Origin of the sequence: Xenococcus sp. PCC 7305, assembly GCF_000332055.1 — a bacterium.
In the GTDB taxonomy this organism is placed as follows: Bacteria; Cyanobacteriota; Cyanobacteriia; order Cyanobacteriales; family Xenococcaceae; genus Xenococcus.
Window position 1 is genome coordinate 38578 of the sequence record NZ_ALVZ01000218.1, and the last position, 25815, is coordinate 64392.

Annotated in this window: 18 protein-coding genes and 2 pseudogenes; 12 read left to right on the plus strand and 8 right to left on the minus strand. The window is 37.9% G+C overall.

What is annotated here, in order from left to right; translation table 11 throughout:
• Positions 1-308 precede the first annotated feature (308 nt).
• Positions 309-1784, plus strand: coding sequence for a carotenoid oxygenase family protein (locus XEN7305_RS19535; RefSeq protein ID WP_006511232.1), 1476 nt, complete (start codon positions 309-311; stop codon positions 1782-1784).
• Between the two features lie 101 nt (positions 1785-1885).
• On the opposite strand, the gene XEN7305_RS29145 is transcribed toward XEN7305_RS19535, so the two are convergent.
• From XEN7305_RS29145 to XEN7305_RS28745, 4 genes and pseudogenes are all read right to left on the minus strand, one after another.
• Positions 1886-2056, minus strand: coding sequence for a hypothetical protein (locus XEN7305_RS29145; protein WP_006511233.1), 171 nt, complete (start codon positions 2054-2056; stop codon positions 1886-1888).
• A gap of 147 nt (positions 2057-2203) precedes the next feature.
• Positions 2204-3809 (minus strand): annotated as a pseudogene (locus tag XEN7305_RS19540) (IS1634 family transposase).
• A gap of 150 nt (positions 3810-3959) precedes the next feature.
• Complete coding sequence (locus XEN7305_RS19545) at positions 3960-6074, minus strand: NACHT domain-containing NTPase (RefSeq protein WP_006511236.1); 2115 nt, start codon at positions 6072-6074, stop codon at positions 3960-3962.
• Between the two features lie 44 nt (positions 6075-6118).
• A complete protein-coding gene (locus tag XEN7305_RS28745; RefSeq protein WP_006511237.1) occupies positions 6119-7012 on the minus strand; it encodes a triacylglycerol lipase in 894 nt (297 codons plus the stop codon).
• 827 nt (positions 7013-7839) lie between these two features.
• Between XEN7305_RS28745 and XEN7305_RS27850 the strand changes: the two are divergent.
• Positions 7840-8509, plus strand: a pseudogene (locus XEN7305_RS27850) (IS1 family transposase).
• A gap of 27 nt (positions 8510-8536) precedes the next feature.
• On the opposite strand, the gene XEN7305_RS29150 reads toward XEN7305_RS27850, so the two are convergent.
• The 3 genes from XEN7305_RS29150 to XEN7305_RS19565 form a co-directional block, all read right to left on the minus strand.
• On the minus strand, positions 8537-8692 hold the full coding sequence (locus XEN7305_RS29150; protein WP_158500425.1) for a hypothetical protein: 156 nt from the start codon (positions 8690-8692) through the stop codon (positions 8537-8539).
• Between the two features lie 232 nt (positions 8693-8924).
• Positions 8925-9590, minus strand: a complete 666-nt coding sequence (locus tag XEN7305_RS19560; protein ID WP_006511239.1) for an SDR family oxidoreductase — start codon at positions 9588-9590, stop codon at positions 8925-8927.
• Between the two features lie 4 nt (positions 9591-9594).
• On the minus strand, positions 9595-10146 hold the full coding sequence (locus XEN7305_RS19565; RefSeq protein WP_006511240.1) for a hypothetical protein: 552 nt from the start codon (positions 10144-10146) through the stop codon (positions 9595-9597).
• 187 nt (positions 10147-10333) lie between these two features.
• Between XEN7305_RS19565 and XEN7305_RS26925 the strand changes: the two genes are divergently transcribed.
• The 3 genes from XEN7305_RS26925 to XEN7305_RS19580 all read left to right on the plus strand — a co-directional run bounded on the left by XEN7305_RS26925 (position 10334) and on the right by XEN7305_RS19580 (position 15289).
• Complete coding sequence (locus XEN7305_RS26925) at positions 10334-11206, plus strand: M23 family metallopeptidase (protein ID WP_144053323.1); 873 nt, start codon at positions 10334-10336, stop codon at positions 11204-11206.
• An 80-nt stretch (positions 11207-11286) separates the two neighbouring features.
• Positions 11287-14484 carry an aminotransferase class I/II-fold pyridoxal phosphate-dependent enzyme gene (locus XEN7305_RS19575; RefSeq protein ID WP_006511242.1) on the plus strand — a complete coding sequence of 1066 codons (3198 nt, stop codon included), beginning with the start codon at positions 11287-11289 and terminating at the stop codon, positions 14482-14484.
• Positions 14485-14503: 19 nt separating this feature from the next.
• The gene (locus XEN7305_RS19580) at positions 14504-15289 is read left to right on the plus strand and encodes a hypothetical protein (protein ID WP_006511243.1); all 786 of its coding nucleotides are present in this window, start codon (positions 14504-14506) and stop codon (positions 15287-15289) included.
• Positions 15290-15443: 154 nt separating this feature from the next.
• Here XEN7305_RS19580 and XEN7305_RS19585 read toward each other — a convergent pair whose 3' ends face one another.
• A complete protein-coding gene (locus XEN7305_RS19585) occupies positions 15444-17969 on the minus strand; it encodes a glycosyltransferase family 39 protein (protein WP_040898742.1) in 2526 nt (841 codons plus the stop codon).
• A gap of 423 nt (positions 17970-18392) precedes the next feature.
• Between XEN7305_RS19585 and XEN7305_RS19590 the strand changes: the two genes are divergently transcribed.
• The 7 genes from XEN7305_RS19590 (at position 18393) to XEN7305_RS19620 (ending at position 25678) form a co-directional block, all read left to right on the plus strand.
• Positions 18393-18929 (plus strand): GNAT family N-acetyltransferase, encoded by a 537-nt coding sequence (locus tag XEN7305_RS19590; protein ID WP_006511245.1) that lies wholly within the window; start codon positions 18393-18395, stop codon positions 18927-18929.
• A 223-nt stretch (positions 18930-19152) separates the two neighbouring features.
• Complete coding sequence (locus XEN7305_RS26930; RefSeq protein WP_006511246.1) at positions 19153-19614, plus strand: SHOCT domain-containing protein; 462 nt, start codon at positions 19153-19155, stop codon at positions 19612-19614.
• A 49-nt stretch (positions 19615-19663) separates the two neighbouring features.
• The gene (locus XEN7305_RS19600; RefSeq protein WP_006511247.1) at positions 19664-20251 is read left to right on the plus strand and encodes a hypothetical protein; all 588 of its coding nucleotides are present in this window, start codon (positions 19664-19666) and stop codon (positions 20249-20251) included.
• 184 nt (positions 20252-20435) lie between these two features.
• Entirely contained in the window at positions 20436-22373 is a 1938-nt protein-coding gene (locus XEN7305_RS26935) for a mechanosensitive ion channel family protein (RefSeq protein WP_052035206.1), read from the plus strand.
• Between the two features lie 77 nt (positions 22374-22450).
• Positions 22451-23224 (plus strand): hypothetical protein, encoded by a 774-nt coding sequence (locus XEN7305_RS19610; RefSeq protein ID WP_006511249.1) that lies wholly within the window; start codon positions 22451-22453, stop codon positions 23222-23224.
• Positions 23225-23243: 19 nt separating this feature from the next.
• Complete coding sequence (locus XEN7305_RS19615) at positions 23244-24539, plus strand: tetratricopeptide repeat protein (protein ID WP_202951304.1); 1296 nt, start codon at positions 23244-23246, stop codon at positions 24537-24539.
• A 20-nt stretch (positions 24540-24559) separates the two neighbouring features.
• Positions 24560-25678: a DUF389 domain-containing protein gene (locus XEN7305_RS19620; protein ID WP_006511251.1), complete on the plus strand. Its 1119-nt coding sequence runs from the start codon at positions 24560-24562 to the stop codon at positions 25676-25678.
• Positions 25679-25815: the final 137 nt, after the last annotated feature.

Genomic DNA, 25815 nt, shown 5'->3' on the forward strand with positions numbered 1-25815 from the left:
AATTAGGTTAACACATGTTAAGTATAGATATCTAGTATCTGCTTCCTTGGGTAAACATTGCTGATCAGTGAAAACCTCGATTTTTCGAGATTTTAGAGCAAAGCCGGGAACAAAGCTTTATTTAGAATTAAGATTTGCCGCTATCCTTATGGGATTCCTGATTGAGCAAATTAAAGATATCGGAGAAAAATGCTAGATTAATAAAAGTTAATATTTTGTAGATAAATTTTATAATTCTTGTCTTTGAGCTTTTATCTTGCACTAAAGAATCGGGATTGAATCACAAGACGAGATCATCTAGCCAACCTATGAATCAAACATTAAGCACCAACAAAAAATCCTATTATCTGGACGAGTGGAAACGAGGCTATGATTCCCAACCCAACGAATATGACTATGAAATAGATAATGTAGTAGGGAAGATCCCCCTAGAACTTGAGGGGACATTATTCCGCAATGGCCCTGGTTTGCTAGATATCGCAGGAACCCCAATTCATCATCCTTTTGATGGCGACGGCATGATTAGCGCTTTTTATTTCCAGCATGGCAAAGCCTATTTTCGGAATCGGTTTGTTGGCACAAAAGCTTATTTGCAAGAAAAAGCAGCGGGCAAGATATTATACCGAGGGGTCTTTGGTACGCAGAAGCCTGGAGGCTTACTAAACAATATTTTTGATCTTAAATTAAAAAACATTGCCAATACTAACGTTATCTACTGGGGCGGTAAATTACTTGCATTATGGGAAGCAGCCGAACCTTATCAGTTGAACCCCCAAACATTGGCAACGCTTGGCATCGATTATTTAGATGGGGTCTTGCAACCGGGAGAATCTTGGGCGGCTCATCCTTGGGTAGATCCTCATTCTGTAATGGATAATGGTCAACCTTGCCTGGTGAATTTTTCCATTAAACCGGGACTTTCCAGCAAAATCACTTTATTTGAATTTGCCCCCGATGGAAAAATATTACGTCGTCATTCCCATGTGATTCCCGGATTTTCGTTTATCCATGATTTCGCGATTACGCCTCATTACTGCATCTTCTTTCAAAATTCGGTGAACTTTAATCCTTTGCCATTTCTGTTTGGTTTAAAAGGAGCAGGAGAATGTGTGGAGTTTCAACCGAAAAACCCGACTCGTGTGGTTTTGATTCCTCGTGATCCTGAGAATAAACAGGTTAAGACTTTTATGGTTGATTCTGGCTTTGTTTTTCACCATGCCAATGCGTTTGAAACAGGAAATCAAGTTTGTATCGACTCCATTGCCTATGCCACATTGCCCCAAGTACAACCCAATTCAGATTATAAAGAAGTTAACTTTGATGATTTAGATCCAGGAAAGTTATGGCGATTCTCTCTGAATCTAGAAGATGGAATTGTCGATCGCCAATTAATAGAGAATAGTTGTTGTGAATTCCCCACAATCAATCCTGAAAAAGTGGGGAGAGATTACCGTTATTTGTTTATCGGTGCTGCCCATGAAGATACTGGCCGAAATTCTCCTTTGCAAGCCATTCTAAAATTAGACATGGAAACAGGAGAACGTCAGTTATATTCTTTTGCCCCCCATGGTTATGTTGGAGAACCGATTTTTGTTTCTAAACCCAATGCCGTAGCAGAAGATGAGGGTTGGATTTTGACTCTTGTCTATGATGGTGAGCATCATCGCTCTAGTCTGGCAATTTTAGATGGGCAAAATATCGAAGGGGAGCCTGTGGCTTTATTGCATTTGAAACATCATATTCCCTATGGGTTGCATGGCAGTTGGACTAATGAAGTGTTTTAATCTGAATTTCATCTTTCATTTTGCTGAGGACACGACATCGTTTAACTAACAATTCTTCTTATCCAAGAACCAATGAAAGCTTACACTGGTAATAATTAGAATTAGCCTTCGGTTGCGAGTAGAATTTGCTTGTGGAGGGAACGGGTAGCGCGATCGCCTACACTCTCGGTTTGAGAAGTTTGATGACAATTCAAAATGCTATTATCTTCAGCGGTAAAACAATTTGGAGAGATTTGACTTTTGGTAAACAGCCATCGAAAAGTTTCCTGCATTAAAATTATCTCCTAAATCGGTTGAGAGACATTAGTGTCTCTTAATGCGATGAAAATGATTTAAGAGACAGTGTCTCAAGGACGTTTTGGAGTGTCTCCAAATTTATAAATTAAGATACACCTTGTAACCGACATTTCGCAGGTTACTCAACAAAGTAAATAATATTTTTGACAAGCATTGCCGAGAAAGCGCAAAATCAACAAACGCTCATCAGTAAGATTAGAAACTTGCTTCTGATAATTGACAGTAACAATGTGGACAGCCTGAAAACATTGAAAAACCCAACGCAAAGTAGGAGATGCTGTCGGTTTACCAAGTTGATTAGGAATAGTTGATTGCTCTTGAGCCAAAGCTTGACGGAGCTGCCGTTGACCCAAAGTATAAACTAGTAAGCATAAACCCATAACCATTGCTAAAGCAGCAACTCGTTGAGGAGTGTTTAAAAAGACACTAGAAGTAAAAAACAAAGGATCTTTGAGGAAACGAAAGCCTCTCTCCGAACTTTGCTGACCTTTGTATTCTTTGAGAACCTTCTCGTTAGAGAGAATTTCCACATCAAGAACATTGGTCGCTAAAATAAATTTGCCAGCTCGTCGTCGGTCAATCTTAACTGCTTCCGAGTCCTCAATAATAGATGCCGTAACACGATAGGTAATCTGCTCAGGTTGCTGGTTTTTTGCTCGGTCTTCCTGCCTGAGAATAATGAAGATTAGTCTCAATTTCCAAGGATTCTAAACAGTGATATTTCCATTCTTGACTCAATTTTTGAGCAGCAATTTCCGCATCCATAGCACAAGCAAAATCTTGTTTCATTAAGCGATTCAGTTTTCCTTGAGCTAAGATTAGTTTCTTTTGGATTCTCTTGTCTAATTGTTCCAGCTGACGAGCACGACGTGATTCACTTTCAATCACTAACCAACGCTGGTGAACTCCTCCATAATCACTACAACAGGATGCAATTCGATAACCAGAAACTTCACTCGCTTCAAATGTTTCCTCTCCTAGCGATTCTACTAGTATCTTCACTGCTTTGATACTTGCGGGAACTAGAGTAATCCAACGCAATTGTCCCATTTTTTGGAGATTATTGGCACTATAGAGAGCGCTGTCAGCAACATAAATACTATCAAGATCCCATTCTTCACGAAATTCTCTCATTAATCTAGCAAATACAGCTTTATCCGCTTCATTGCCATCTGCAATTCTCAGAAACAAGGGAATATCTCCATCTCCCGTACAAATTACATCCATCATAAATTGTTTTAAATCTGGTCTATGGTCTTTGGAGTATCCATAAGTAATCCGAACGCCTTCTATTGATTCACTGTTTTCTCTTTCATATTTACCCTCTACACTGAAACTGCTGGAATCGAGATGTAGACTCTCAACCCCAATCTTCACTTGACGCTGCGCTAGCATTGCAATGTTAGTGAACATTGGAGTTAATCCATAATCCCATAAACTATCCAATGCCCTTCCGATTCGGTCATCGTTGAGATGTTCTGGAAGGATGCCTTCTCCTAGGAGATGTTCTGTTGCCTTGCCTACGAAAAACTCTTTAAACAAGTATAGTGGTGCACTTACAAAGCCCAATCCATTGAGAATCATTGCCTTGAGCACTTGACCTGTACTTATTATTTGTTGTGGATGCTTCTTTATGTGCCGATCTATTTCTTCTACTATTCCAATTTGGTCAACTATTCCTGCTACTATTCCTAAGTGATCTATATTTTTAACTTGGATATCCAAAATATATTATTCTGAACTCTTCATAAAATACCTTACCTCTATTCCTTCACCTGCGAAATCCAGGTTGTAATCATAATGGTGATGATAAATTAAGATTAGTGATTGCAGAAAGGAGTAGTCGATCTGGATTGATAATTCAATTAATGTTAAGTATCAATAATCTGATTTCCTACTTTTTAGGAATACTATTTCTCTTTCTACATCGACAGGAATTTTCAAAATACTAATTAGTCTTTGTCGTACTTTAAAGTTAATATCGTGCATATAACAATGCTTAATAACAATCTGCTTTAGCATACGTATGAAAATATAATTTTTTATATATTTACGATACAATTTTGAAATATTATCTACATCCAAATCTTTCTTGAATTGAAGATCTATTATTAGCTTGATTAAGTAAGCTGCAGGAGTATTAATATTTTTAGTGACTTTACTATAAATATCTTCTCCTTTATTAGAACCTAAAGCATGAGCAATCTTAGTAAGTATTGACAAAATCAAATCGTAATTTATATCCCAAAAAAAAGTTTCTACAACTTTGACTATCTTAGAATTAGAATACTCAGGATTATTTTCTATAAAATATTCAATTTTTCTAATAGTTTGCTCTCTAGCATAATCATTGATTTGCATAAAAATGCTTAACAAGCGCAATGATGACATCAAAGATTCTTCATAGATTAATTCTAAAGAATCTCTATCCAAAGACCCCATTCTATTTCTGAATATTTGTCCGCATACTTCTGTTGCGCCAAAAACTTGCCGAATGTCATTAAACAACTTAAATTCAGGAGTCGCTTCAATATTTAGTTGTGGCTCTTCGTCGCTTGAATTATTTTTTTCAATTTCGTCTTTTAGCTCGTCTTCTCTACGACGCTCTTGGCGAGTATCTCGATTCTCTAAGACTAAATCAGGAATTTGACTGGCAAAACTCTGCAAAAAAGGAAGCGAATTTTTTTCTAGAGTTATTGCTATATTATTTGAGAATAACTCCATGACAGAGTAAAGAATTTCATCTAGAATTCGAGGATCTTTAGTATGATGAGTGAGGAATAGAATGATATTTCGTATACCTTCTAAATGTATTTTGCTTATAAGGTACTTGATTTTTTCTTCTGATTTTATATTTTGGTAAAGATTATCAGCTAAGTTTTTAGCTGCAAAAAAATAAAATGAATATTGATAGCGAAATCGAATTCCTCCTTCCAAGTTGTTTAATATGTTTGCTTCTGTAAGCTTATTGATTACTATACTCCGATCTACAGATAAATATTTTTGCGAATAATTATCAAAAAAATCATCTAATTCAAGCTCGCTTAGTGTATATTGTTTACCATCAAGTAAAGTACCAGCAAGCTCGGATAATACATTAAAATATTTTTCTATTTCATCTGGCTTAACTCTGCCTCTTTCAAGCTGTTGATAAATTAGATATTGATAACAATGACCGTATGAAGTCAACTCAATTTTCTTAGTATTGACAACTTCAAAAGAAGATATAAACATCAAGACATATAAAGGTTTAGCAGGTACTATAGTTGTGCTAACTAAACTATTGACATGACGTTTTAGAGTATCGATACGCTGCCAATAATGATTGTTTTGGTAATCCTCTTCGGATTCGAGTCCAACCCATTTTTCAATCAATTGCGTTCTTTTAACATTATTTAAAGGTAATAACTTTAATACTTGGTATTCATCTAATTCCTTATAATGGGGAATATCATAACGGAATATATCCTCAGCCAGAATAATTATTCTATCAAAATTTTTATCTAGCTTTTTCAAAAGCTCTTTTCTAGCTCTTTCACTTATATTTGTGCTTGAAAAGTTATCAACAAAGCAAATTCTCTGAGAATAATTAATAAAATATTTATAAGAAATGTTTTCATAGGTATTAGATACTATTTTGTCCAAGCACTTATCAAATTCAAAAAATTTAAAACAATTAGCATCAATAATTATTGGTAAATAGTTGTGTCTTAGTGAAAATACAAATAATTGTTTGATTAATGCCGTTTTTCCTGATTCTGGTTCGCCTAAAATAACAATTTTTGATTCTAATTCTAGAAATCGTTCGCTATTAATTATTGAATTTACATCCTCTGAGTAGTTGGATTTCACTTCTAAATCTGGGTATATAAACAGATTATTGAGCTTTAGTTTTTCTACGCGAGGATGGCTAAATTGAATATCTATTTCTTGGATATATTCATAATATTTAGCGTGACATCTTGGCTTGATTTCTGAATTTATCTCGCTCATTGAAATAATATTGTTATCAATTTTATTTTGCTGCTGATTTTCAGTTAACTCTTTTTTTTTAAGTCAGTCGCCTCTAAATGATGCTGGGAATTCAAAAAATGACTTTCTAAAGTTGGTAATAATATTCCTCGCTCTGTATTGTTGTTAATCTCGAAATTCTTTTGAATAAATTTTCTTACTGATAAGTAGGGCCGATCTTCTCTTGCAGTTGGTTTTGCAATATCAATATGATCTTTATTTAATGGTATAGGAGTAACGCCAGAAATTCCTGGGTTTGCACTATCTTTATCAACTACAATTAGTTCTAATGGTATCTGCTTTACTTTTCTGGTTGGTAGTGATTCACAAAAAGCTTTAATTGGAATTTGCGATAATTGCTCTTGATTACGATATACTTCGTTTAGCTCTCTCAAACGAGAATTATGTGCTTCTAACTCCTTTACATTAATGCTACTTCCCAAAATGCATTTAATGTACTTAGACCACGTTGCTAAATTTGAACCCATATGAGGAGTAGATAAATAGATTATTCCTCTAGTAGACTTTAAAATTCTTTTCCAAGATTCATTTCCAAAGTCATTGCTATGCCTTAAAATTTGCTTAACGACTAATCCTCCCATACTATGAGCAATGAAAATAATCGGTCGGTCGCCAATTTCATGATCTTCTAATAAAGCAACAATATTAGTAGCTAAATCTACTAAGGGCATTCCATTTTCACGACCAAAAGGCTTGGCGAGATACGATACTGTCCAAATTCCAACTGATTTAATATCTTGACCTAGCCATTGCAACCAAGAATTTTGAGATTCCTCTTTACCTTGAGGATGCCAAGTAGAAAAAGCATTACCACCTAAACCATGAATAAAAACTACATCTCCATAGCGAAATTCATTATTAGTTCCCTCAAGTGGATGTAATTTATTCGTAATATTCATTTAATAAAGCATATTTACTATACTATTTCTAACCAGAGTCCGGAATAAGCTAAAACCCTTATTATCTCGTTGTCTGAAAGTACTGGTACTTTGTCCAATAATGGATAAGAATGTTTGACTCAAGCTAATGTTTTCCTAAGATAGCATAGATATTTAAAAACATCAGTTTTTTTGGAAATTTGACTATTATTCACATAATAGGGAATGAGTCTTTTAAGTTCCAATAATTTTGTCTGTTGGAAAAATTGATTTCCGAAATAACTTTTCTTTGGCCTTTGTATAGCAGCGGAGAAATTTTGGTCGCTAAGCAATTTTCTGGTCAAAACTGTCCCACTTACGATTATTGAGTATTGAATTTATTATTGTTTGTAATCACCATTTAGCAATAGTTTCAGAAAATAACTGTCCCAGTAAAAAACATAAGCGGGACAGTAGCCTAATATACTGACTTGCCTCCATAAATAGTTTCAATGCATTTTGATTTTAAAAATTAAAGCCCTTGATTCATAAGGATTTCAGCCATTAAATTTTCCTTAGCGACCAAAATTTCTCCGTTGCTATCAAAAGGCCTATTAGCAACTCTTGCTATTACTATTATTGCAACAACTAGCTTAATCGGTTTTACAGCAGGCACTAGCACAGCAGAACCTGACTGGAATCCTCCTTGCTCTGGATGTCATCGATAACCTTGGTAATAGTTAATTATCGGTAAATTTTATGCTTAAAGGAAGCTATCTTAGGATTAAGGATTACTATTAATTAAATTTTGGGTAGTCATGTAGAAGTAATGATATAAAATAATCGTTGAAATTAAGAAACTTCTACTGATGCCAACTTGTCCCAATTGTTCTTCTGGAAAAACTGTCAAAAATGGGCATATTCACAACGGCAAACAAAGATTTAAATGTCATGATTGTGGACGTCAATTTATTGAAAATCCCACCAAGATCTTGATTGACCAAGAGAAACGAGAACTGATTGACAGATTACTTTTAGAGCGGATTTCATTGGCAGGAATTTCCCGTGCGGTACAGGTTTCTCAAAGATGGTTGCAAACCTACGTTAACGAAAAATATGCTCTAGTACCGCGAGAAATCTCAGTAGCGGCAAAAAAAAGGAAAGTTAACGATTTAATGTGATGAATTATGGTCATTTGTTGATAACAAAGGTAATAAACAGTGGGTTTGGCTGGCATTAGACGCTGATCCCAGAGAAATTGTCGGGGTTCATATTGGCGATCGCGACGAGTCAGCAGCTAGAAAATTATGGAATTGTTTACCCCCAATCTATCGTCAATGTGCTGTTGCCTACACAGACTTTTGGGCAGCTTATGGAGCAGTATTTCCGAGCAAACGACATCGCGCAGTTGGCAAAGAAACAGGCAAGACTAGCTATATAGAAAGATTTAATAACACTCTTAGACAAAGAGTCTCCCGTTTAGCAAGGAAAACTTTGTCTTTCTCCAAATCCTTAAAGAACCATATCGGCGCTATTTGATATTTCGTTCACCACTACAATGGATCATTACTTATTTAGCACTACCAAATTTTGCTGACAATTACTTAACTCTTTCCGAGTAGATTGTAATTCTGCTCGGAATTTCTCAATTTCATCCTTACTCAGGGAAGGTGAAATTGATTCTGAAGTGCCGATAATTCCGTTTTTAGGAAATTGAGACATTGTATAAAGTCCGATCACAAGCTACTCTGAGATCGCAAGTTTTTAAATACTAAAACTTGAAACCTCTTTACTTTTTCAGCTAATTAAGCAGCGATCGCATCAAAATAGTAAGAAAAAGTTAAAACTGAGACAAAATTAGACTTTGCAGATGAAAAGTCGAGGCACAATGTTGATAGATAGCTTATTTACGTCCACTTCTGCTAGCAATAAACAGCATTAGCAAGAATCAAGCTTACCAAGGCAAAATTTCCCCATTAGCATGCCAAAACGTTCCTGTATTTTCAAGATTTAGTTCCTCAATACGGGCGAGTAATCCTTTAACAGATTGTTCTGGGGTAATGCCTGAATCAGTAAAACCAGTCATCCGAGTTTTGACCAATCCTGGATGAAGAATCGCAACCGAGATGCCTTGGGGTTTGAGGTCCACAGATAGGGATTTCCCAGCCATGGATAAAGCCACCTTAGACATACGATAGCCATAGGAACCACCTGAAGTATTATCATCGATTGATCCCATACGACTAGTCATCATAATGACTTTTGAGCCTTGTTTGAGATTGGGAAGCAAAGCTTTAGTTAGTCGTAGAGCTCCAATGGCATTAACTTCAAATTGTCGGCGAATACTGTCGAAATCGAGACTATTAAGACTAATGCGCTCTACAATAGCAGCATTGTTAATCAAAACATCAATTGATTGGTTCTTAAGTCTTCTGGCCAAATCACCAACCTGCTCCTCGTCCGTAATATCGACACCAGTTTCGATGGTAATGCCCAAATTCTCTAACTTTGATGATGCAGAACGACAGACCGCAATAACGCGATCGCCTCGCTGCTGAAGTTGACGGCAATATTCTAAACCAATGCCGCGATTTGCTCCTGTTACTAAATAAGTACTCATTAATTCAATTATTAATAGGTGTTGCTTTTTCTACAGAACCATTATTAATGCCCATCGTTAACTGCAAAGGAATGTTCTTGGGGTAAGCCTTCACGACTTGTCGATATACAGCATGGTTAGTTGGCAAAGTAATATTTTGGCCATCTTGCTGATAGGTAATATGATACTTAACTTGTCTCAAAAGTTCCGGCTTGCCTGGTTTTTCGTAGGCTCTTTTTTGTCGGGCTTCAATTTCATCTAAACTGGGCTTGGGCGGTATTTTTGCCCACCATAACCCCTGATCATCGGGGCCAAAAGCTGCATTTTCTGGCCTTTCCCCATTGATATTCAGCAAAGAAACCGAGGCGAACTCTTCAAACCGTCCTAGTTTCCCTTCCGTGGAGGTATTAGCGTAATTTGCCTGCCAAGTCAAAATAGTTAAAGCCGCAGCTTCGTATTGAGTGGCGTTTTGAGTTCCACAACCAGCAAACATTACGACTAAGCTGCAACTCAAAATCGCTAATAGAAATTGACGAAATTTTTTCCAAGATTTGTGAAAAGCGTTTCTCATATTCATAAGATACAGTTTGCTGTTCCCTATTCCCTATTCCCTATTCCCTATTGATGATAACGGTTAACTGAATATAGCTCTTTTCTTCTAGAAGATAATATGTAAAGATACGTTAAGTTTTAAAGATTAAGATTTCTATATTTTAAGTTGCTGTAATATTTTTCGGGAGAATTTGTTAGTGAAGAATTTGCTTTTGAGTGTATTTGTACTAGTCGGAGCCATTGGCAGTAACCAGGTTTTAGCAACAGTAAAAATACCAGAAGTAGATTTGATGACCAGAATTCTCCAGGATAATATTCTGTCAAATGAGGTTACTAGGCGATCACCACAGCAGACCAGCAAGATACCAAATTCACTGATCCCTAACGATTCTGCATCTTACCCAGACAATCTTGTCACAGCTCAAACGGTGGGTCAAATAAAATTAAAATTTCACTTATTAGAAAAGATCAATAGTTTATTGCTGGTCGAATTTCCCATGGCGACAACAGAAATTGCGACGACTAATATTGAACAGGCAAAACCACCATTAGAATCAACCAGCTCCTTAACAAAAAATAATAATTCACCTCGTTATCCGAAGATTGCGCGCAGTAGTTTAATTGTTAATCTTCCAGAGAATAAAGCATTTTCGACGCAATTAAGTTTGGTCAATCCAGCACCGGAAATGAAGAATATTACTAGTGGTTTTGGTTGGCGAATTAGACCCTATAGTGGTCAAAGACAATTTCATAAAGGTATTGATTATGGAGCTCCGTTGGGTTCTCCTGTGGTGGCAGCGGGCAATGGCATTGTGACCAAAGTGGTATCGGGATGTGCCGATTTTCGCAATCTTTCCTGTGGTCAACAGTTTGGCAATAGAATTGAAATCGATCATGGCAATGGCGCGATCGCAACCTATGGTCATCTATTGCATAATTCGATCAAGATTACCGAAGGGACCAAGGTTTGGCAAAACCAAGAAATTGCCCAAGTTGGCAGTTCGGGCTGGTCTTCGGGAGCCCATCTTGATTTTAGGATCGAGGTTAATGGAGAATTTCAAGATCCGAATAAATATGTGAAATAATTGCAGACCCCAACAGTTGCGGAGATTGACGTTTTTCGGCAATATGAAAGCGGAATCCCCACCCTATAAGGTAAATAATTGTGTCTTCATTGTCTTATCTTTTGAATGTTGAGCAATTTCTCAGCCATTGCAGCCAATCTAGCGGACATACCTTTAATGCTTTTACCGAACTGTTAGCCAATTTGCGATCGCCTGAGACGAGAATCAGTACTCGAAAATTCTTGTCATCATTGCACCAAGCTTGGTTGAAAAGGGAGCATCAAGAGCAATTTTATTTTTCCTTTGTTACTCAAGCGGTCAAAACGGCTAATGGCGATCGCCAAGAATTATTATTACTATTATTTCCGAGTATCTTTGCCCCAGAAGAATGGTCATTTACCTTTTATGAAGGGTTACTCCGTTATCCTGCGGAAGAATTTTATGATCGCCTGGTTGTGGAACTCGGTTGTGGCTGTGGTTGGATTACCCTCGCGATCGCCTTACATTCTTTGCCGAAGAAAATTTACGGCGTCGATATAAATCCCCGAGCGATTATTTGTTCCCAGTTAAATCTTTATCTCAATGCCCTGGACAAAGAAGGCGAACCAATTCTAGACCAAGAAGAGTTCACTTTATTAGAGCGAGTTGAATTTGCCGAATCCAATCTACTAGAATATTTTTTCGTCCATCCCAAACCCTTGGATCGCATCATTGGTTGTATTCCCCAAGTGCTAAACCCTGAACTGGAAGTAATGCGAAATTTAGTGAAACAGGAAGCTAATGACGAATTTCTCCATTCTTTGAGTAATTATTGTGAAAAACAAGGCTATGTGGAGGATCAATTTGGGTTAGGGTTATTAGCCAAAGCCGTAGAGCAAACCATCAAACTGCTACGACCGACAGGCAAGATTATCCTCAATTTTGGCGGACGACCGGGAGCAACGGTTCTCGAACGTTTGTTGACAAGAAGAGGCTTGGAAATTCGCCGGATTTGGGAAACTAGAGTGCGACAAGATCCTGATACCGATATCTCGGGGCTAGTGGCTATTGAAAAAGCGACCGGGCATCGCTTTGAATTTTTTATGACACCACGGGGCAATCAACCAATTTCTGCGGCGACAGCTCAGGTTTATAGCGAACATGGTGGCGAAATTTTTCATTCTGTTGCAGTTTATGAAGGGATTCTAGCCTATCCGAACTGGCTCAAACAGATTTTTGCTGTCCTAGAAAAACCTCAGTTTCAGCAGGTTAAAAATGCCTTGGATCTGACGGAAAATGATTCTAAGGTAGCAGAAGAGAGATTTTACTGGCTGGCATCTTTGTTTACCTATCTCGATAATTGTTCCCATTTCCCCTATGGGCTGATCGAAGGTGATTTTGGATTAAGAGAGAGAATTGTAGCCTATTTCCGTAATTATCATTCCATTCCCTGGAATAATAACAATTTAGTAATCACACCATCACGGATCGAGATTATTAATAATTTATTGGCTATTTATGAACCCCAGTTGGTGACGGTGGATAAGAGTTTGCGATCGCTAATTCCCCACCATTGGCAGGCTAATCACGAATCACAACTGATTGAAACTCCCAGAACAACCAAGCTATTGCGTCAATTAATGGGCCAACTGAAACCATCTCTGGTAATTACTGGTTTGACTCCATTTGAGATGCTTACCGAAGAGCCTTTGGCGTCTTTGGTTGAAATGGCAGAAAAGATCGGAGCTTTGCTAGTAGTAGATATTTCCGATAATTTAAACCTTTCGAGTCATCCAGCTAATAATGGGCTGTTTGAATATTTAGCAAGTAGAACATTACCAAGCAATGTAATTTTACTGGCAGATTTGATCAAGAACCGCTTGTACCCTGACATTTCGCTCTGTATCGGGGTTACCAGCCATGGTGAGCTGAGGCAAGATTTGATGAGAGCAGCGGAACTAACCTATAGTCGCTGTTCCTGGATTGCCCAATTTTTCTATCAACAACTTCTCGAACAATTACTATATTTTCAGACTCCCAGATTTGGACAAACTACTATTGAGGTGACTGAACCAGCTAATGCGGCTGATTTTTGCCGATTATCGCGATCGCCTGCGGTGACTCAAGCCTTTAAGCATCCTGCAATTCAAGAAAGTGAATTACCTTTTACCGCCGCAACAATTCGGCTTGATAATGCCGATAACTGTCTAGCAAGTCCTGTAGTATTGAAAGAGGCGATCGCAGAAGCCTTTGCTCGCCAAGAAATTACCAAAGAGGACACAGCAATTGACATTCCTTTGGCTTCTGTGTTTGCCCAAAGATATCAAATCAAATTTTTGGATCAAAATCATTTGCTCTGTGGTGCAGGGGTCTCATCCCTTTTTACGGCGATCATAGAGAAATGTCGTCAAACTCAAGGTACTTTTATCTTTCCCCAAGGAGCCTATGGTGTTTTTCGCGCTGCATTAGATTTCCAGGGAGTCCCGGTTAAAACCATAACAGGTCGAGAATCAGAAAATTTCAAAATTAATCTAGAGATTTTAGAAAAAACTTTGCAAAGCACCAAGCAACCTTGGTTGTATCTCAATGCGCCTTTGGCTAATCCTACAGGCACTTACTATTCTTCAGCAGAATTACAGGCAATTATTGAGTTGGCTGATCAATATGATACTTGGGTCGTGTTGGATCTTATTTTCTCTGGTTTAGAATTTGCGGCGGCGAAAACGGCGATCGACTTATCTTGGTTACAAGAAAGACGCCAAAGAAGCTCAGGTCCAATTCTTATGGGCGGAATTTCCAAAGAATTTGCGGCGGCAGGACTACGTTTTGGTTATTTATATTCTCCTGATATGGCGATCGTTAAGCAAATTAAGGAATTAATGCGCACTAAACTTCCGCAAAGCACTATGTATGCAATGGTAAGATTTTATGAAAAACTGGCCAGTAGAGATGCGGGCTTACAGTTGCATCTAGAAAACCAGCGCAGATATTTGCAACAACGGGCCCAATTATTAACTACTACTCTCCAGGAATCTGGTTGGACAGTGATTTTTCCTGAAGGGGGATTGTTTCTAGTCGCCAAACCCTCAGCTTTTCTTGGCAAAACTTTATCTTATGAGGAGGATGGCAAGCAATACAAAACTGTAATTGATGGAGATACCATTACCAGGGTTTTATTTTCTAAAGTTGGATTAAATATTAATAGTGCAACCTGGACCAATCTGCCCAACTATTGTCGCTTCGTTTTATCTGGCTCGGAAACCGAATTTCAAGGGGCATTGCCAAGAATCAGAGAATTTTATCAAAAATTTGCTCACTAAACCTAACAGGAAAGCAACAATGAACATTGACAACAATTTAAAAAAAAACAACGAAGATTTACAGAAAAAGACACCCTCAATCTTGGCACTCTGGGCGGTGCCTCGCTCTGTCTCCACAGCTTTTGTCCGCATGATGATAGAAAGAGATGATTTTCATGTTTTTAATTCATCCTTCTCGGTTTATTATTATTTCAGTCACGACCGTGTTTTTGACCGTTATGGGGTAGAAGCAGATGATTCTTATGATTATCAAGCAGTACTCTCTTCCTTGGAAAATACTTCTACCAAAAAACCTCTTTTTTTAAAAGATATAGCTTATTACGTCAAGGAATGTATGAGCAAGGAATTTCTTAGTCATTTTCGTAATACCTTTATCATTCGAGATCCTAAATATGCACTGCCTTCGCTTTACAAAATAATGCCTGATTTTACTTTAGAAGAAACAGGATATGAACAGCAATATAGAATGTTGCAAATGGTACGAGAAAGCACGGGAAAAGTTCCTGTTGTTATTGATGGCAGCGAATTGAGGGCAAATCCAGAGGCGGTGGTGAAAGCTTATTGCCAGGCTGTCGATATTCCCTTTATCCCTCAGGCACTCAAATGGCAGCCCGGAAAAAAGTTTGCTCAAATGGAATTGTGGAAAGATTGGTACGACAATGTGATGAACAGTTCGAGGTTCTTGCCGTCCCAAGAGAATAAAGATGATGAGATTATCTTAAATAATAAAGTTGTTCAAGATGCCTATAAACATTGTTTACCTTTTTATCAGGAAATGTCTAAATATCGGATTCAGGTAAAATAATCTAGTGGACGCGGGCGTAAATAAGACAACCATCAACGAAGAGCAAAAAGCTGATATATCAAGACTCATTACTCATTACTTCCGCGCAGCGGCACTAGTCCCGCTATGGGTAAATACGCCAAAAGAACATACTTGATAATTTTGAGCTAAATGCTTATGTGAGCAATCTCCAAGCTTTAACAAAATTTCCTCGCATGATTGCTGCCACGCCACTTAAAGTTTTAACTTCGGGAATGTCAGGATTAATTTTCAATGCAATATTCAATTCCTTAGTTGCCAATCTTGGCTTCCAATCATAAAGATAAACAAAAGCAAGATAAGCATAATTATAGGGATTATTACTATCGAGTTCAGTAAGACTTTTAAAAGATGCGATCGCACCTCCCACATCCTGTTGCAATACTTGAGCTAAACCCACCGCATAAGTCCAATCCAATCTCTGTTGCAGAGTAATATCATCTTGTGCCAGGCGATAAGACAAAGCCAATTCTGTTTGTGCTAAATAATCTTGTTTACCATCATATTGATTAATGCGAGCAGTTTGAGCAAATATTGGGTCTAATCCTGTTATGTCTTGTCCCATATTCGGGGCAATAGTTCGTAATTGAGTAACTAAATCCAACTCTGGTGCGGGGATGTTTGCTGCATTAGGGTCAACAGTAATCTTGGTGTCGGGAATAGCTATGGGATACGTTTCTTTGGTTTGGCGATCGAGATAAGTCGCAGTTAATTTATAGTCCCCTGTAATTATATTTTCAGGAGCTAACATTGCTGTGGTTTCTGTTACTTGAAATAATGATTGTTGATCATGTTTACTATCAGCTAACATTCCCATGCCAATTCCATGATCGTGTAACCAGGAAGAATCTTTAACTTTATCTGTTTGATTTAGATTAGAAACTAGATTTTGATCTAACTGCCAAGTTAGCAAAACAATCCCTTGTTGCAACTGCTTCCAAGTTCCTTGCCATTGGTAAGTAACAGGAATAGGAATACCTGGGGCAGCAGTGTCAGGAAAAATAATTTCACTTAGTTTGATTGTTTCATTAATCTTATTTTCTTCGGAATTATTAACAAAAGCTTCTAGTTTTTCTACTGTAACTAATGGTTGACTACGATGATATAACTTTAACGTACTATTATCCGGAAGTGTCCAATCTTTCTGTAGTTTGAAATCGCCACCTGTTTCTATCAACTTAGTAATTGCTTGTTGCGCTTCGGGAATCGAGCCTTGGTCACCAGTTTTAGTTAGAAACCAGTCTAGAGAATTAGCATCTTGGTTAATTTCCTCAAGTCTAATTCCGACCTGTCTCCCAACCACTTGAAAGTTATTTTGTCCGCCATAAAAAGAGAAATTATGTTGATTAATCGCAGGAGTAGAAGGCAAAACTCCCAAAGTCGATCGCAAATAGGGAGATGTTCTCATAATTTCTTGGACAACCTCGGCGTTAGGATATTTAGTTCCCGAATAGGGATAATGCTCCACGCGAGGACTTAGACTATGAGCAATAAAGTTTAAGCCTAAGGGAAACATATTCAATAACATCAAGCCAATCGATAAACCAATAGTTACCCAAAGGATTCTCTGTTGCCATCTGATTCGCCAAGACAATAAAGCGATCGCAATCATCAAAGATAGAACAGGCAATAAAGGTAAAATATATCGAGCATCTTTATTAATATTGACAGAAGATAATAAATAGCCTCCTATCAAATAAATTACTAGCCATTTTAGATTATTTTTATTATGGGGAAATCGAGAAATGGAGGCATGGGGAAGAAAACGATAAATTAGATATAGGAAAAATACGACAAGGGGAATAATCAGAATATGCCAGGATAATAGATAAGGTAGTATTTTAATGTAGTATGTCCAGGCATCAAGACTATTAAGTGCGGGATCTCCCTCCGCGATCGCAGAATCTAAGGTAGCTCTTTTGCCTGAAGTTAAAATCAATAGCCAGTTGGTACGGTACCAAGGATAAAAGACAACCAAGCTAGCAAAAAATGCTGTGATTAACTGGGAAACTCTTAACCATTGCCGATCTTTAATGCAAGCAGATAATACCCAAACAATTGGCACAAACAAAAAGAATAATGCTGTTTGTTTGAGCAGCAGAGCAAAGCCAAAACTCAGTCCAAAGGCGATCGCGAGTAGCCAGGATTTTTTCTTGCCAATTTTCCAGAGAGTTAATAAATAGAAACTAAAAGCAACAATCGCAGTTAAAGGATAATCCAATAAAAATTCGAGACGATAATAATATAATCCTGGTAAAACTTGGCATAATCCGGCTGCCCATAAGCCGATATTGGCATTAAACAAAGCTGTCCCCAGACCATAGATAGAGATTAGCAATAAAGCATTATAAAAAATCATCACCAAACTAGCAGCATCGGCACTAGTTCCCCAAAGATTAATCAAAGGTGTCGTGAGAATATAATGCAATGGCGGAATTTTACTCGAAATTAGCCAAAAACTACGCCACCAATCGCCATCAAACAATTGAGGATTTTGTAGAGCATGCCAATAGTTTAGAGCCCCATTAAGATAGTCAGCCTGATCCCAAGCAGGAACAGAATGATCGAGAAAAAACCAAAGGCGATCGCAGGCTGTGACTATTAACCAAATTACTACCAAAATAATTAGGCTTTGTTTCCTATTAATTTGTTTTTGTCTCACTTGTTTCTTAATTATCACTTCCCACTAATAACAGATTAAAGTTGCTTCGTTATCATTTATAAGCTATGAGCGACAATTCTTTCGTTTCCTTAACCTGTCACCAATAAAATCACAATCATCGAAACATATTAGTCCTACTATGACCTAACTACTGTTTAATCAGGCAAAACCCTACTCAATTATTCCTGAGCAGTAGTATCGAAATATACTGGCCTGAAAATTTCCTGAGAAAATCCTGAGAAATATACAGTTTACTACATTGATTAACATTGTTATACTTAAATCGAACTGGCAGTTTGAAAAAAAACTCAAAATTTGATAACCCAAAAAAAACTGGGGATTGGTTGCAAATATAAAGTAATATCGATAAGAATCAATCAGAAAATCTGAAAATAAAAATAGTAGTTAAATGATTAGGATTGAATGCTTACCTTAAACCTTTTTTGGAGAAAGTTGTTTAGTACTTCGGAATCGCTAGCCACCTCAGAAACTGAGGAGTTTCCTGGTGAAATATTTAGTACGGGTAGGGAATCAATTACTCAGTCCCAAATCATGTTTAGCACAGAACGAGATATTGATATCTATGAGCTTGAGGAGTTATGCGATCGCGTTGGTTGGGCGCGTCGTCCTCTAAGAAAAGTTCGCAAGGCCATACAGAATAGTTTCCTTGTCGTTTCAATGTGGGAAATCAAAGGAAAAAGACGACGTCTAATTGGTTTTGCTAGAGCCACTTCCGATTGTGCATTTAATGCCACTATTTGGGATGTGGTAGTCGATCCTGGGTTCCAAAATCAAGGTTTGGGAAAGGCAATGATGAAATATACCATCAAAAAATTGCGAACGGCCGACATAAGCAATATTACTCTGTTTGCCGATCCTCAAGTAGTCAACTTCTATCGGAGACTAGGCTTTTTAGTAGATCCAGAAGGCATTAAAGGAATGTTTTGGTATCCCAATTAGAATCACTAATTACGAAGTTTAGATTTAACATCTCAAGGATTAGCACTTAAATGAACGTATACTTGATGTGCTTCGCAAAGAATTAGGTTGTTTTTTATTGATTTAGATCACTACGTTCCTGAAAATATTCGGCGAAAATAAATAGTGAAGTCTGCATCATCTGCTTGACTTTAAATAATAAAAGTATTTCTGGTGGTCAAAATTAGGCCCCCTATCTCAAAAAATGAATAATCTGATAAAAAGCCGCTGGAATCCCTTTCTTCCGACGGCGAAAGATTTGGCAAGAACGGAAGAACTTGCCAGCAAAAATGTAGTGACGGCAGGAGCACTCAGCTTTGTTTTTTTTCCTGCTGGACTCATTTACTTGAATAGAGGGATAAATGGTCTCAAAATATTAGGTTATATTTGTGCTGTGTCTTTTCTATTAGGTTTCATCGTAAAAACAAAAGAAAAATCCCATGATTTAGTTGCTTATATTGGTTTGGGACTCTTTACTACTGAACAGATTATTACTGTCAAAAGAGCTCAGAATAGACTACAAGGGAAATCGACATGGACTGCTGACACATTTAAGACAAATGACAAATACGAACAGCTAAAAGAGCTAAAACGTAAACACGAAAACAATGAAATTTCTACAGAAGAGTTTCAAATAGAAAAACAAAAACTTCTTGATTCTATCTGAATTTAGGCATGAGTCAGTAATAAATTTTTATATATCGGGGAAAATAGCAATGTCAAAATTTTTTAGTAATATTGGGAATATTAGTCGTGCAATTGGAGAGGGCTTTTCCGAAGCCGCAACTACGGGTTTAGCAACATCTCAAAGGCAAGACGAGATGTCAAAACTAGAAGTTCAAAAAAGAGAAGTCGAACTCAAACTTGAAAAAAACTATACTTTGATAGGTCAGCAAGTTGCAGATACATTGCGTAGAGCAGAAACTGTTGATCAAAATTTGCTTCAATCTCTATTCAGTCCGATCGCCAAACTAGATCGAGAAAAAGAGGAAATTCTGGCAAAAATTAAGGAAATAAAAGCTAAACAAGCCGATCAATTAAAAGCACAAGCTTTAATTCGGGTGAAAAAAGAAGTCGAAAATGAAATTGCCAAACTAAAAGAACTTAGGGATCTAGATGTTATAGATCAAACTGAATTTGAAGTTACGCAAGCAAAGTTAAATAAGCCTGTGGTTAATTTCGAGAGGCTTTATAATTTGAAAATTGCTTTTGAGCGAAATTTAATTACTCAAGAAGAGTATATCGAGAGAAAGGAAGTACTCGATGGATCAGAAAAAACTGACAAAAAAATTGGTTTTGACTAGTGCCGCTTCGCGGAAGTAATAAGTAATAAGTAATCATCCAAAATGATTTTAATATTTTTTATGAGTTGGTTGCATATCTTGAAGTAGTATATGCGATTGTCATGCGGTATAATCCCATTATTGTAAAGCCTTGTCGAAGCAGGCTTATTCTGACCTGTCCATCTGGGTAAATTTGAAAATTTCTATGATTAGGAAAACTATTAGGATTCTAGTATTTCTGATCTCTGTAGTAATGCTGGCCTTAAGCCTAAACCTAATCTGGGAATTCCCCTTAGCAGCCCAAGCTATACCAGATTTGAACTGGTCTAAAGACGATATCAGACCGGAGTCCTATATTCCTGTCTTTAACATTGGAAACTTGGAAATTTCTCCAGTGTTTCTTGATGGGACAATGATCGGAACTATTGAATCATTCATCCAATTAGGAACAAATAAAGAGGATGGTCAAGCTAATAACTATAGTTCGGCAGTTCGCTCCCACATAATTCACAGTAAGCTGCAAAAAATCCTCGACAATATGAACCGCTACTCTCGTGAGGTTCTTCCTCAGCGTGGGATTTCTGGGCTAGAAGAACAAGCAAGAGAACTGAAAAAACAGCTGATAACTGATGTCTCTGAACAAAAAGGGGCTGCGGTTGTTTTGATAGCGTTTCCTAAAAATGAGGTGCCAGAAATAATTTACACAGTTACCCAAGCAACAGTTGCTAGACCTCGATTTGGAGGTTCACAATCATTAAAAATTGCAGAAAGAGCAGCCAAGGTGGCTTACAATTCCTTGATTCAAGCTTGGAAAGAACGCCAGCCTCCCCATCTACGATCTCAAGCGAAAAAAGCACTGCATCTCTTTCTTGCCCTGACTGTTACCAGCCTTACTGTTGCATGGATACAGAAACTTCTAGTCTCCAAAAAAAGAAAGCTTAGTAATAGCTTACATAAAAATAATACTATTCAAACCAAAAATAATTCGATTTCTGATTCATCGCCAGTTGTCACCAAATCAGGAGGGATTGCTCAACCGCTCCAGGATATACTCTTAGAGCGAAATCTCTTTCTGAGGCAACGCTACAGTCTCAATGCTTTTTATAGAACTATATTATTTTGGCTACAATGGCTGATTTGGATGGTTGGAATTGGCTATCTAAGTAGCTTATTTTACCTTACTCGCCCCTTGAGTAATTGGATAATTGGCGTGACCATTCGCGGAGCTTGGAGTACAGCGACAATTAATCACTGGCCTCCGGTCGATTGGGTTCTCACTTTCGGACAGAAAGCTAATCTTGGAACACCATTATTTGTATTAGTGCTCTTGATGGTGACTCGTTTGATGCTCAAAGGAGGAGATGCCCTTAGTGACTTTCTCACTCGGTATTGGATGAGCCAAAAGCGATCGCCGCATCGTCAAACTTTGCGTTCTCCTACCATAGTCCCAATCATCAAAAGCTCTCTGAGAGTTTTAGTTTTCCTATTGTTGGGGTTGGCAATTTTCCATCGCTTGCATCAATCAGGGGCAATTACTCAAGCGTTAGCAGTGGTCCTCGGATTTACTAGTTTTGCTCTATCCTTAGCTTCTCAGAACTTGCTCAAAGATTTACTCTCTGGTTTGTTTATTTTATGGGAGGACCAATATGCGGTGGGCGATGTAATCCTGGTTGGTGACCAAGGGGGTTTGGTGGAGAAGATCACCTTGCGGATTACTCAATTGCGGAATCTTGATGGGGAGTTAATCACCATTCCCAATGGGTCAATAGAAATGGTACGAAATCTCTCTAGTGATTGGTCAAGGGTCAATTATGCGATTGAGATCGGCTATGATGCCGATGTGGATCGGGCTTTGGAAGTAATTGAAGCAGTTGCCCAGCAATTATATGGCGATTCTCAATGGCAGGAGAAAATTTTAGAAGCGCCCGAAATCTTGGGTATTGATAATATTTCCCATACGGGAGTTTTGATTCGATTAATTATCAAAACAAAACCCCTAGAACAATGGTCGGTGGCAAGAGAATTTCGTCGCCGTCTGAAGAAAGCCTTGGACGAACAGGGTATAAAGGTGGGAATTCCGCAACAATTGATGTATTTTAGCGATAATTTTGCTAAATCAAAGATTTATCGAGAAAATAACTGATTATTACTTTTGACCCATCGGAGCAATTTGCGATCGCGCCAAGTAAAAAAATATTCTCTATTACCTAATTAAGTTCAATGACTAAAAAAAAATTTGGGATTTTTGGCGGTTTAATTATTTTCAGTTTGGCGATCGCGATCGCTCTATCGCAACTGCCACCAAACTGGTTTAAGCCAGATTATTTGGTCAATCTATCCAGTATTCTTACTCTAATCTCTTTTTCTGTACGGAGCATACTTACCTTAAGAATCCTCGCGATCGGTGCTCAGTTGACTTTTATTCCCTACTGCTTCTTCCAACCTACTCCTCTCTGGACACCCATTGCCTGGAACCTTCTGTTTATGGGGGTGAATATCTTTAACGTTATCAAGCTGCTACTGGAAAAACGTCCAGTTATTTTGAGCTCTGATGAAGAGAAATTATACAATTTAGCATTCCAGACCCTAAGTCCTCGCGAATTTCTGGCTCTACTGACAGTTGGTGAGTGGCGAGATGGCGAGCCAGGAGAACAAATCATTATCCCAGGCCAGCAAAGTTCTAATGTTTCAATTTTATGTCGTGGGGAGGCAATAGCATTTTTGGAAAATCAAGAGCTGATAAAAATTCCTGAAGGTAAGCTTCTTGGTCCTACAAGTATTTTGGTAGGAGAACCCACAAATATTGAAATTAAACTCAGCACTCCTTCACGCTACATACGCTGGTCAGTTGTCCAACTGCGACAGTTTACTGACAAACGACCCGCGATAAGGGAAAAGCTACAATCAATCGTCAGTCGTGACTTGGCGAATTCTGTAAGGACGCTGCAAGAATTGAAACTGAAGGAATGGAACAGGTCTGATGATGCGCCATAACAATTTTTTATTTAAATTAATGGTTCTATTGCTATTTAGAGCGAAAATTATTTGGATATTTTTTCTCATTCAATTGCTGTTGTTAAGCTGGGATAGTTTGGCGATCGCCAGTTCAGACTCCAATCAAAGCAGCCATGTTCAACTTATTTCTTCATCCCAAAAGCAAGATTCCGCAGCAAAATCCCGACTTGACCAAAGTTTAGAATTGATTAACGAGATGGATGAATCTCAACATAAAATTAATCTGCTAAACAATCACGCTCTATCCTATGCTGAATTAGGCTATCTTGACATAGCCAACAAAATTTTAGAACAATGTTTAGCGATCGCCAGAGGCTTTGAGGATCTGGAGTTAAAAGTAACTAGCTTAACTAATATTGCCAAGTCTTACGACCAAATAGATCAAAAATCCCAAGCATTTGAGATTCTCAACGATGTTGTCGAGCTGGCAACTACTGTTATTGATAAATCTCTCCAAGGACAGTTGTTGTTCGAGATTTCCCTCAAATATGACGAAATTGGACAAGAAGAACTAGCCCAAACTCTCTTGACCCAAAGTCAGACTGTCATTGCCGCAAGCAATCAACCCCCAACAGAGTTCCCGTTTTCCGCAACTCCTCCTACTTTCAGCTTAGGAGTTGTCGGGAATTTGCATAGTTTTCGAGATACGGCTGCTTTGCTGGGGTTTAATTTTGATTATTCTCAACAATGGACAGAAAATGATTTGTTTGTTGATAGTAGCTTGAGTCTTGATTATGATAGCAGCCGTAGCGTCAATCAACTGCGTCCCATCACCTATGTTGTGAGTGTTTACCGTCGTCATTTGAACGCAAAATGGAATTTTTTTACCGAATTTTTTAACAGTACTAACCAAGACTTATATTCCTCAAAAAATGATGATGAGGATTTGACTATTATTACTGGAGTTTATGCTGGTGGGGGACTAAATTTGTGGCGGGGAGATTCTCCGAGTAATTTTCTAGATTTTCAACTAGGCTTTGGTCCTCGTTATGAGTTTGATTACATCGATTTTAAACGCAGGCGTAATCAAGTAGATCCCACTCTTATTTTTGGTTTTTTGGGGAGAAATGTGCCTCTAGGCAAGGTCAAGCTAAATCAAACTTTTGCCATTCTCCCCTCTCTAAGTAGTTTAGAAAATTTCTTCATTGTTTCTGATAGTGATCTTTCTATTCCTTTAAGTGCAAAATGGTCATTTAGTAATCGTTTATTTATGCGCTATCGTAATGAGAAAATCTTTGATAACAACCCTAATCTGGAGTTTGTATTTTCCACAGGAGTAGATTATCAGTTTTAAAAATATCTATTAAACTTTTAATGAATCAAATTAGACAAGTATTTAAATTATTGTTTCGCATTCCACCATTTCGTCAACTTTTTGTTCTATGGAAAGCAATTACAGCTAGTTGGCGCATTCATCTGGAACAACCTGTTCCGATAGAGGAATTAGCCAAATCTCGCGAGGCCGCTTCTATTCCTTCTTTTGGGTTCTTTTTTTTGTTGATCAGCGCGACAGTTATCGCTACTTTGGGACTCTATGCCAATAGTACGGCAGTGATTATTGGCGCAATGATTGTAGCACCTTTAATGAACCCTATTTTGAGTATGTCCTTTGGTATCGTTACTGCTAATTGGCGATTGTATAAGCGATCGCTTGCAACTGTAGCTCTTGGGTCTTTTGTCGCTATCTTCACCGCTTGCCTAATAAGCGTTGTCCTGCCAGTTGAGGTGGTTCGCTCAGAGATTATGGCCCGAACTGCTCCTAATTTAATTGACCTAGGTATTGCGATCGCGGCTGGGGCTGCTGGTTCATTTTCTTTAACTCGCAAAAGCATCGCAAGTTCGATCGCTGGTGTTGCCATTGCAGTGGCTCTAGTCCCTCCTTTATGTGTAGTGGGGATCGGGTTGGGAATCGGCGAAGGAATTATTACAGAGATTGGACAAACTACATTCACTGATATTAATGTATCAGAAGGAGCTTTTTTATTATTCTTGGCTAACTTAGCTGGAATTACCTTTACCGCCTGTGTTGTGTTTCTTTCTCAAGCCTATGGCAGTATTGCCAAGGCATTTCAAGCGCTGCTGATTTGGTTATTGATTATTGTTATCTTGATTTTTCCTTTGAATAATTCACTAAGGGAATTTTTTCTTTCTAACCAAATCAACCAAGAAATTAATAAAATCAGAATTGCCAACCCCGAAATTGCTGAAAAAACTCAAACCCGTTATGTGCATGTGCAGCTAGAGGGAACTACTGCTTATATTAAAATTTTGACTATTGCACCAAAAGGTTTATTGACAGATGACTACTTAAAGGATGCAGAACAAAAAATATTCGATTCTATCTCTTCGACTCAGAATGTTAAGGCAATGGACTTAGATCTACGCATAATTCCGGTTGATATTCGACATTATCAATCAGTTTCACCTAAATAAGTAGTTAGACAATAAAAAATTCGGCGTTGCTGAATCCAGATATGAATTCGTTTCGCGCAAAGGCGCAAAGACGCAAAGAAAGAAGCAAAGAAGATTAGTCCAAAATTCTTTCATGTTTTAAATCAGCAACGCCAAAA

What these genes read in the sequence shown, in the direction of transcription:
- XEN7305_RS26930 (WP_006511246.1), top strand. Translation starts at nt 19,153, where the DNA reads ATGAATAATCTGATAAAAAGCCGCTGGAATCCCTTTCTTCCGACGGCG.
- XEN7305_RS19580 (WP_006511243.1), top strand. Translation starts at nt 14,504, where the DNA reads ATGAACATTGACAACAATTTAAAAAAAAACAACGAAGATTTACAGAAA.
- XEN7305_RS28745 (WP_006511237.1), bottom strand. Translation starts at nt 7,012, where the DNA reads ATGAATATTACGAATAAATTACATCCACTTGAGGGAACTAATAATGAA.
- XEN7305_RS19590 (WP_006511245.1), top strand. Translation starts at nt 18,393, where the DNA reads ATGCTTACCTTAAACCTTTTTTGGAGAAAGTTGTTTAGTACTTCGGAA.
- XEN7305_RS29150 (WP_158500425.1), bottom strand. Translation starts at nt 8,692, where the DNA reads ATGTCTCAATTTCCTAAAAACGGAATTATCGGCACTTCAGAATCAATT.
- XEN7305_RS26935 (WP_052035206.1), top strand. Translation starts at nt 20,436, where the DNA reads ATGATTAGGAAAACTATTAGGATTCTAGTATTTCTGATCTCTGTAGTA.
- XEN7305_RS19545 (WP_006511236.1), bottom strand. Translation starts at nt 6,074, where the DNA reads ATGAGCGAGATAAATTCAGAAATCAAGCCAAGATGTCACGCTAAATAT.
- XEN7305_RS19610 (WP_006511249.1), top strand. Translation starts at nt 22,451, where the DNA reads ATGACTAAAAAAAAATTTGGGATTTTTGGCGGTTTAATTATTTTCAGT.
- XEN7305_RS19565 (WP_006511240.1), bottom strand. Translation starts at nt 10,146, where the DNA reads ATGAATATGAGAAACGCTTTTCACAAATCTTGGAAAAAATTTCGTCAA.
- XEN7305_RS19600 (WP_006511247.1), top strand. Translation starts at nt 19,664, where the DNA reads ATGTCAAAATTTTTTAGTAATATTGGGAATATTAGTCGTGCAATTGGA.
- XEN7305_RS29145 (WP_006511233.1), bottom strand. Translation starts at nt 2,056, where the DNA reads ATGCAGGAAACTTTTCGATGGCTGTTTACCAAAAGTCAAATCTCTCCA.
- XEN7305_RS19620 (WP_006511251.1), top strand. Translation starts at nt 24,560, where the DNA reads ATGAATCAAATTAGACAAGTATTTAAATTATTGTTTCGCATTCCACCA.
- XEN7305_RS19535 (WP_006511232.1), top strand. Translation starts at nt 309, where the DNA reads ATGAATCAAACATTAAGCACCAACAAAAAATCCTATTATCTGGACGAG.
- XEN7305_RS19615 (WP_202951304.1), top strand. Translation starts at nt 23,244, where the DNA reads ATGGTTCTATTGCTATTTAGAGCGAAAATTATTTGGATATTTTTTCTC.
- XEN7305_RS19560 (WP_006511239.1), bottom strand. Translation starts at nt 9,590, where the DNA reads ATGAGTACTTATTTAGTAACAGGAGCAAATCGCGGCATTGGTTTAGAA.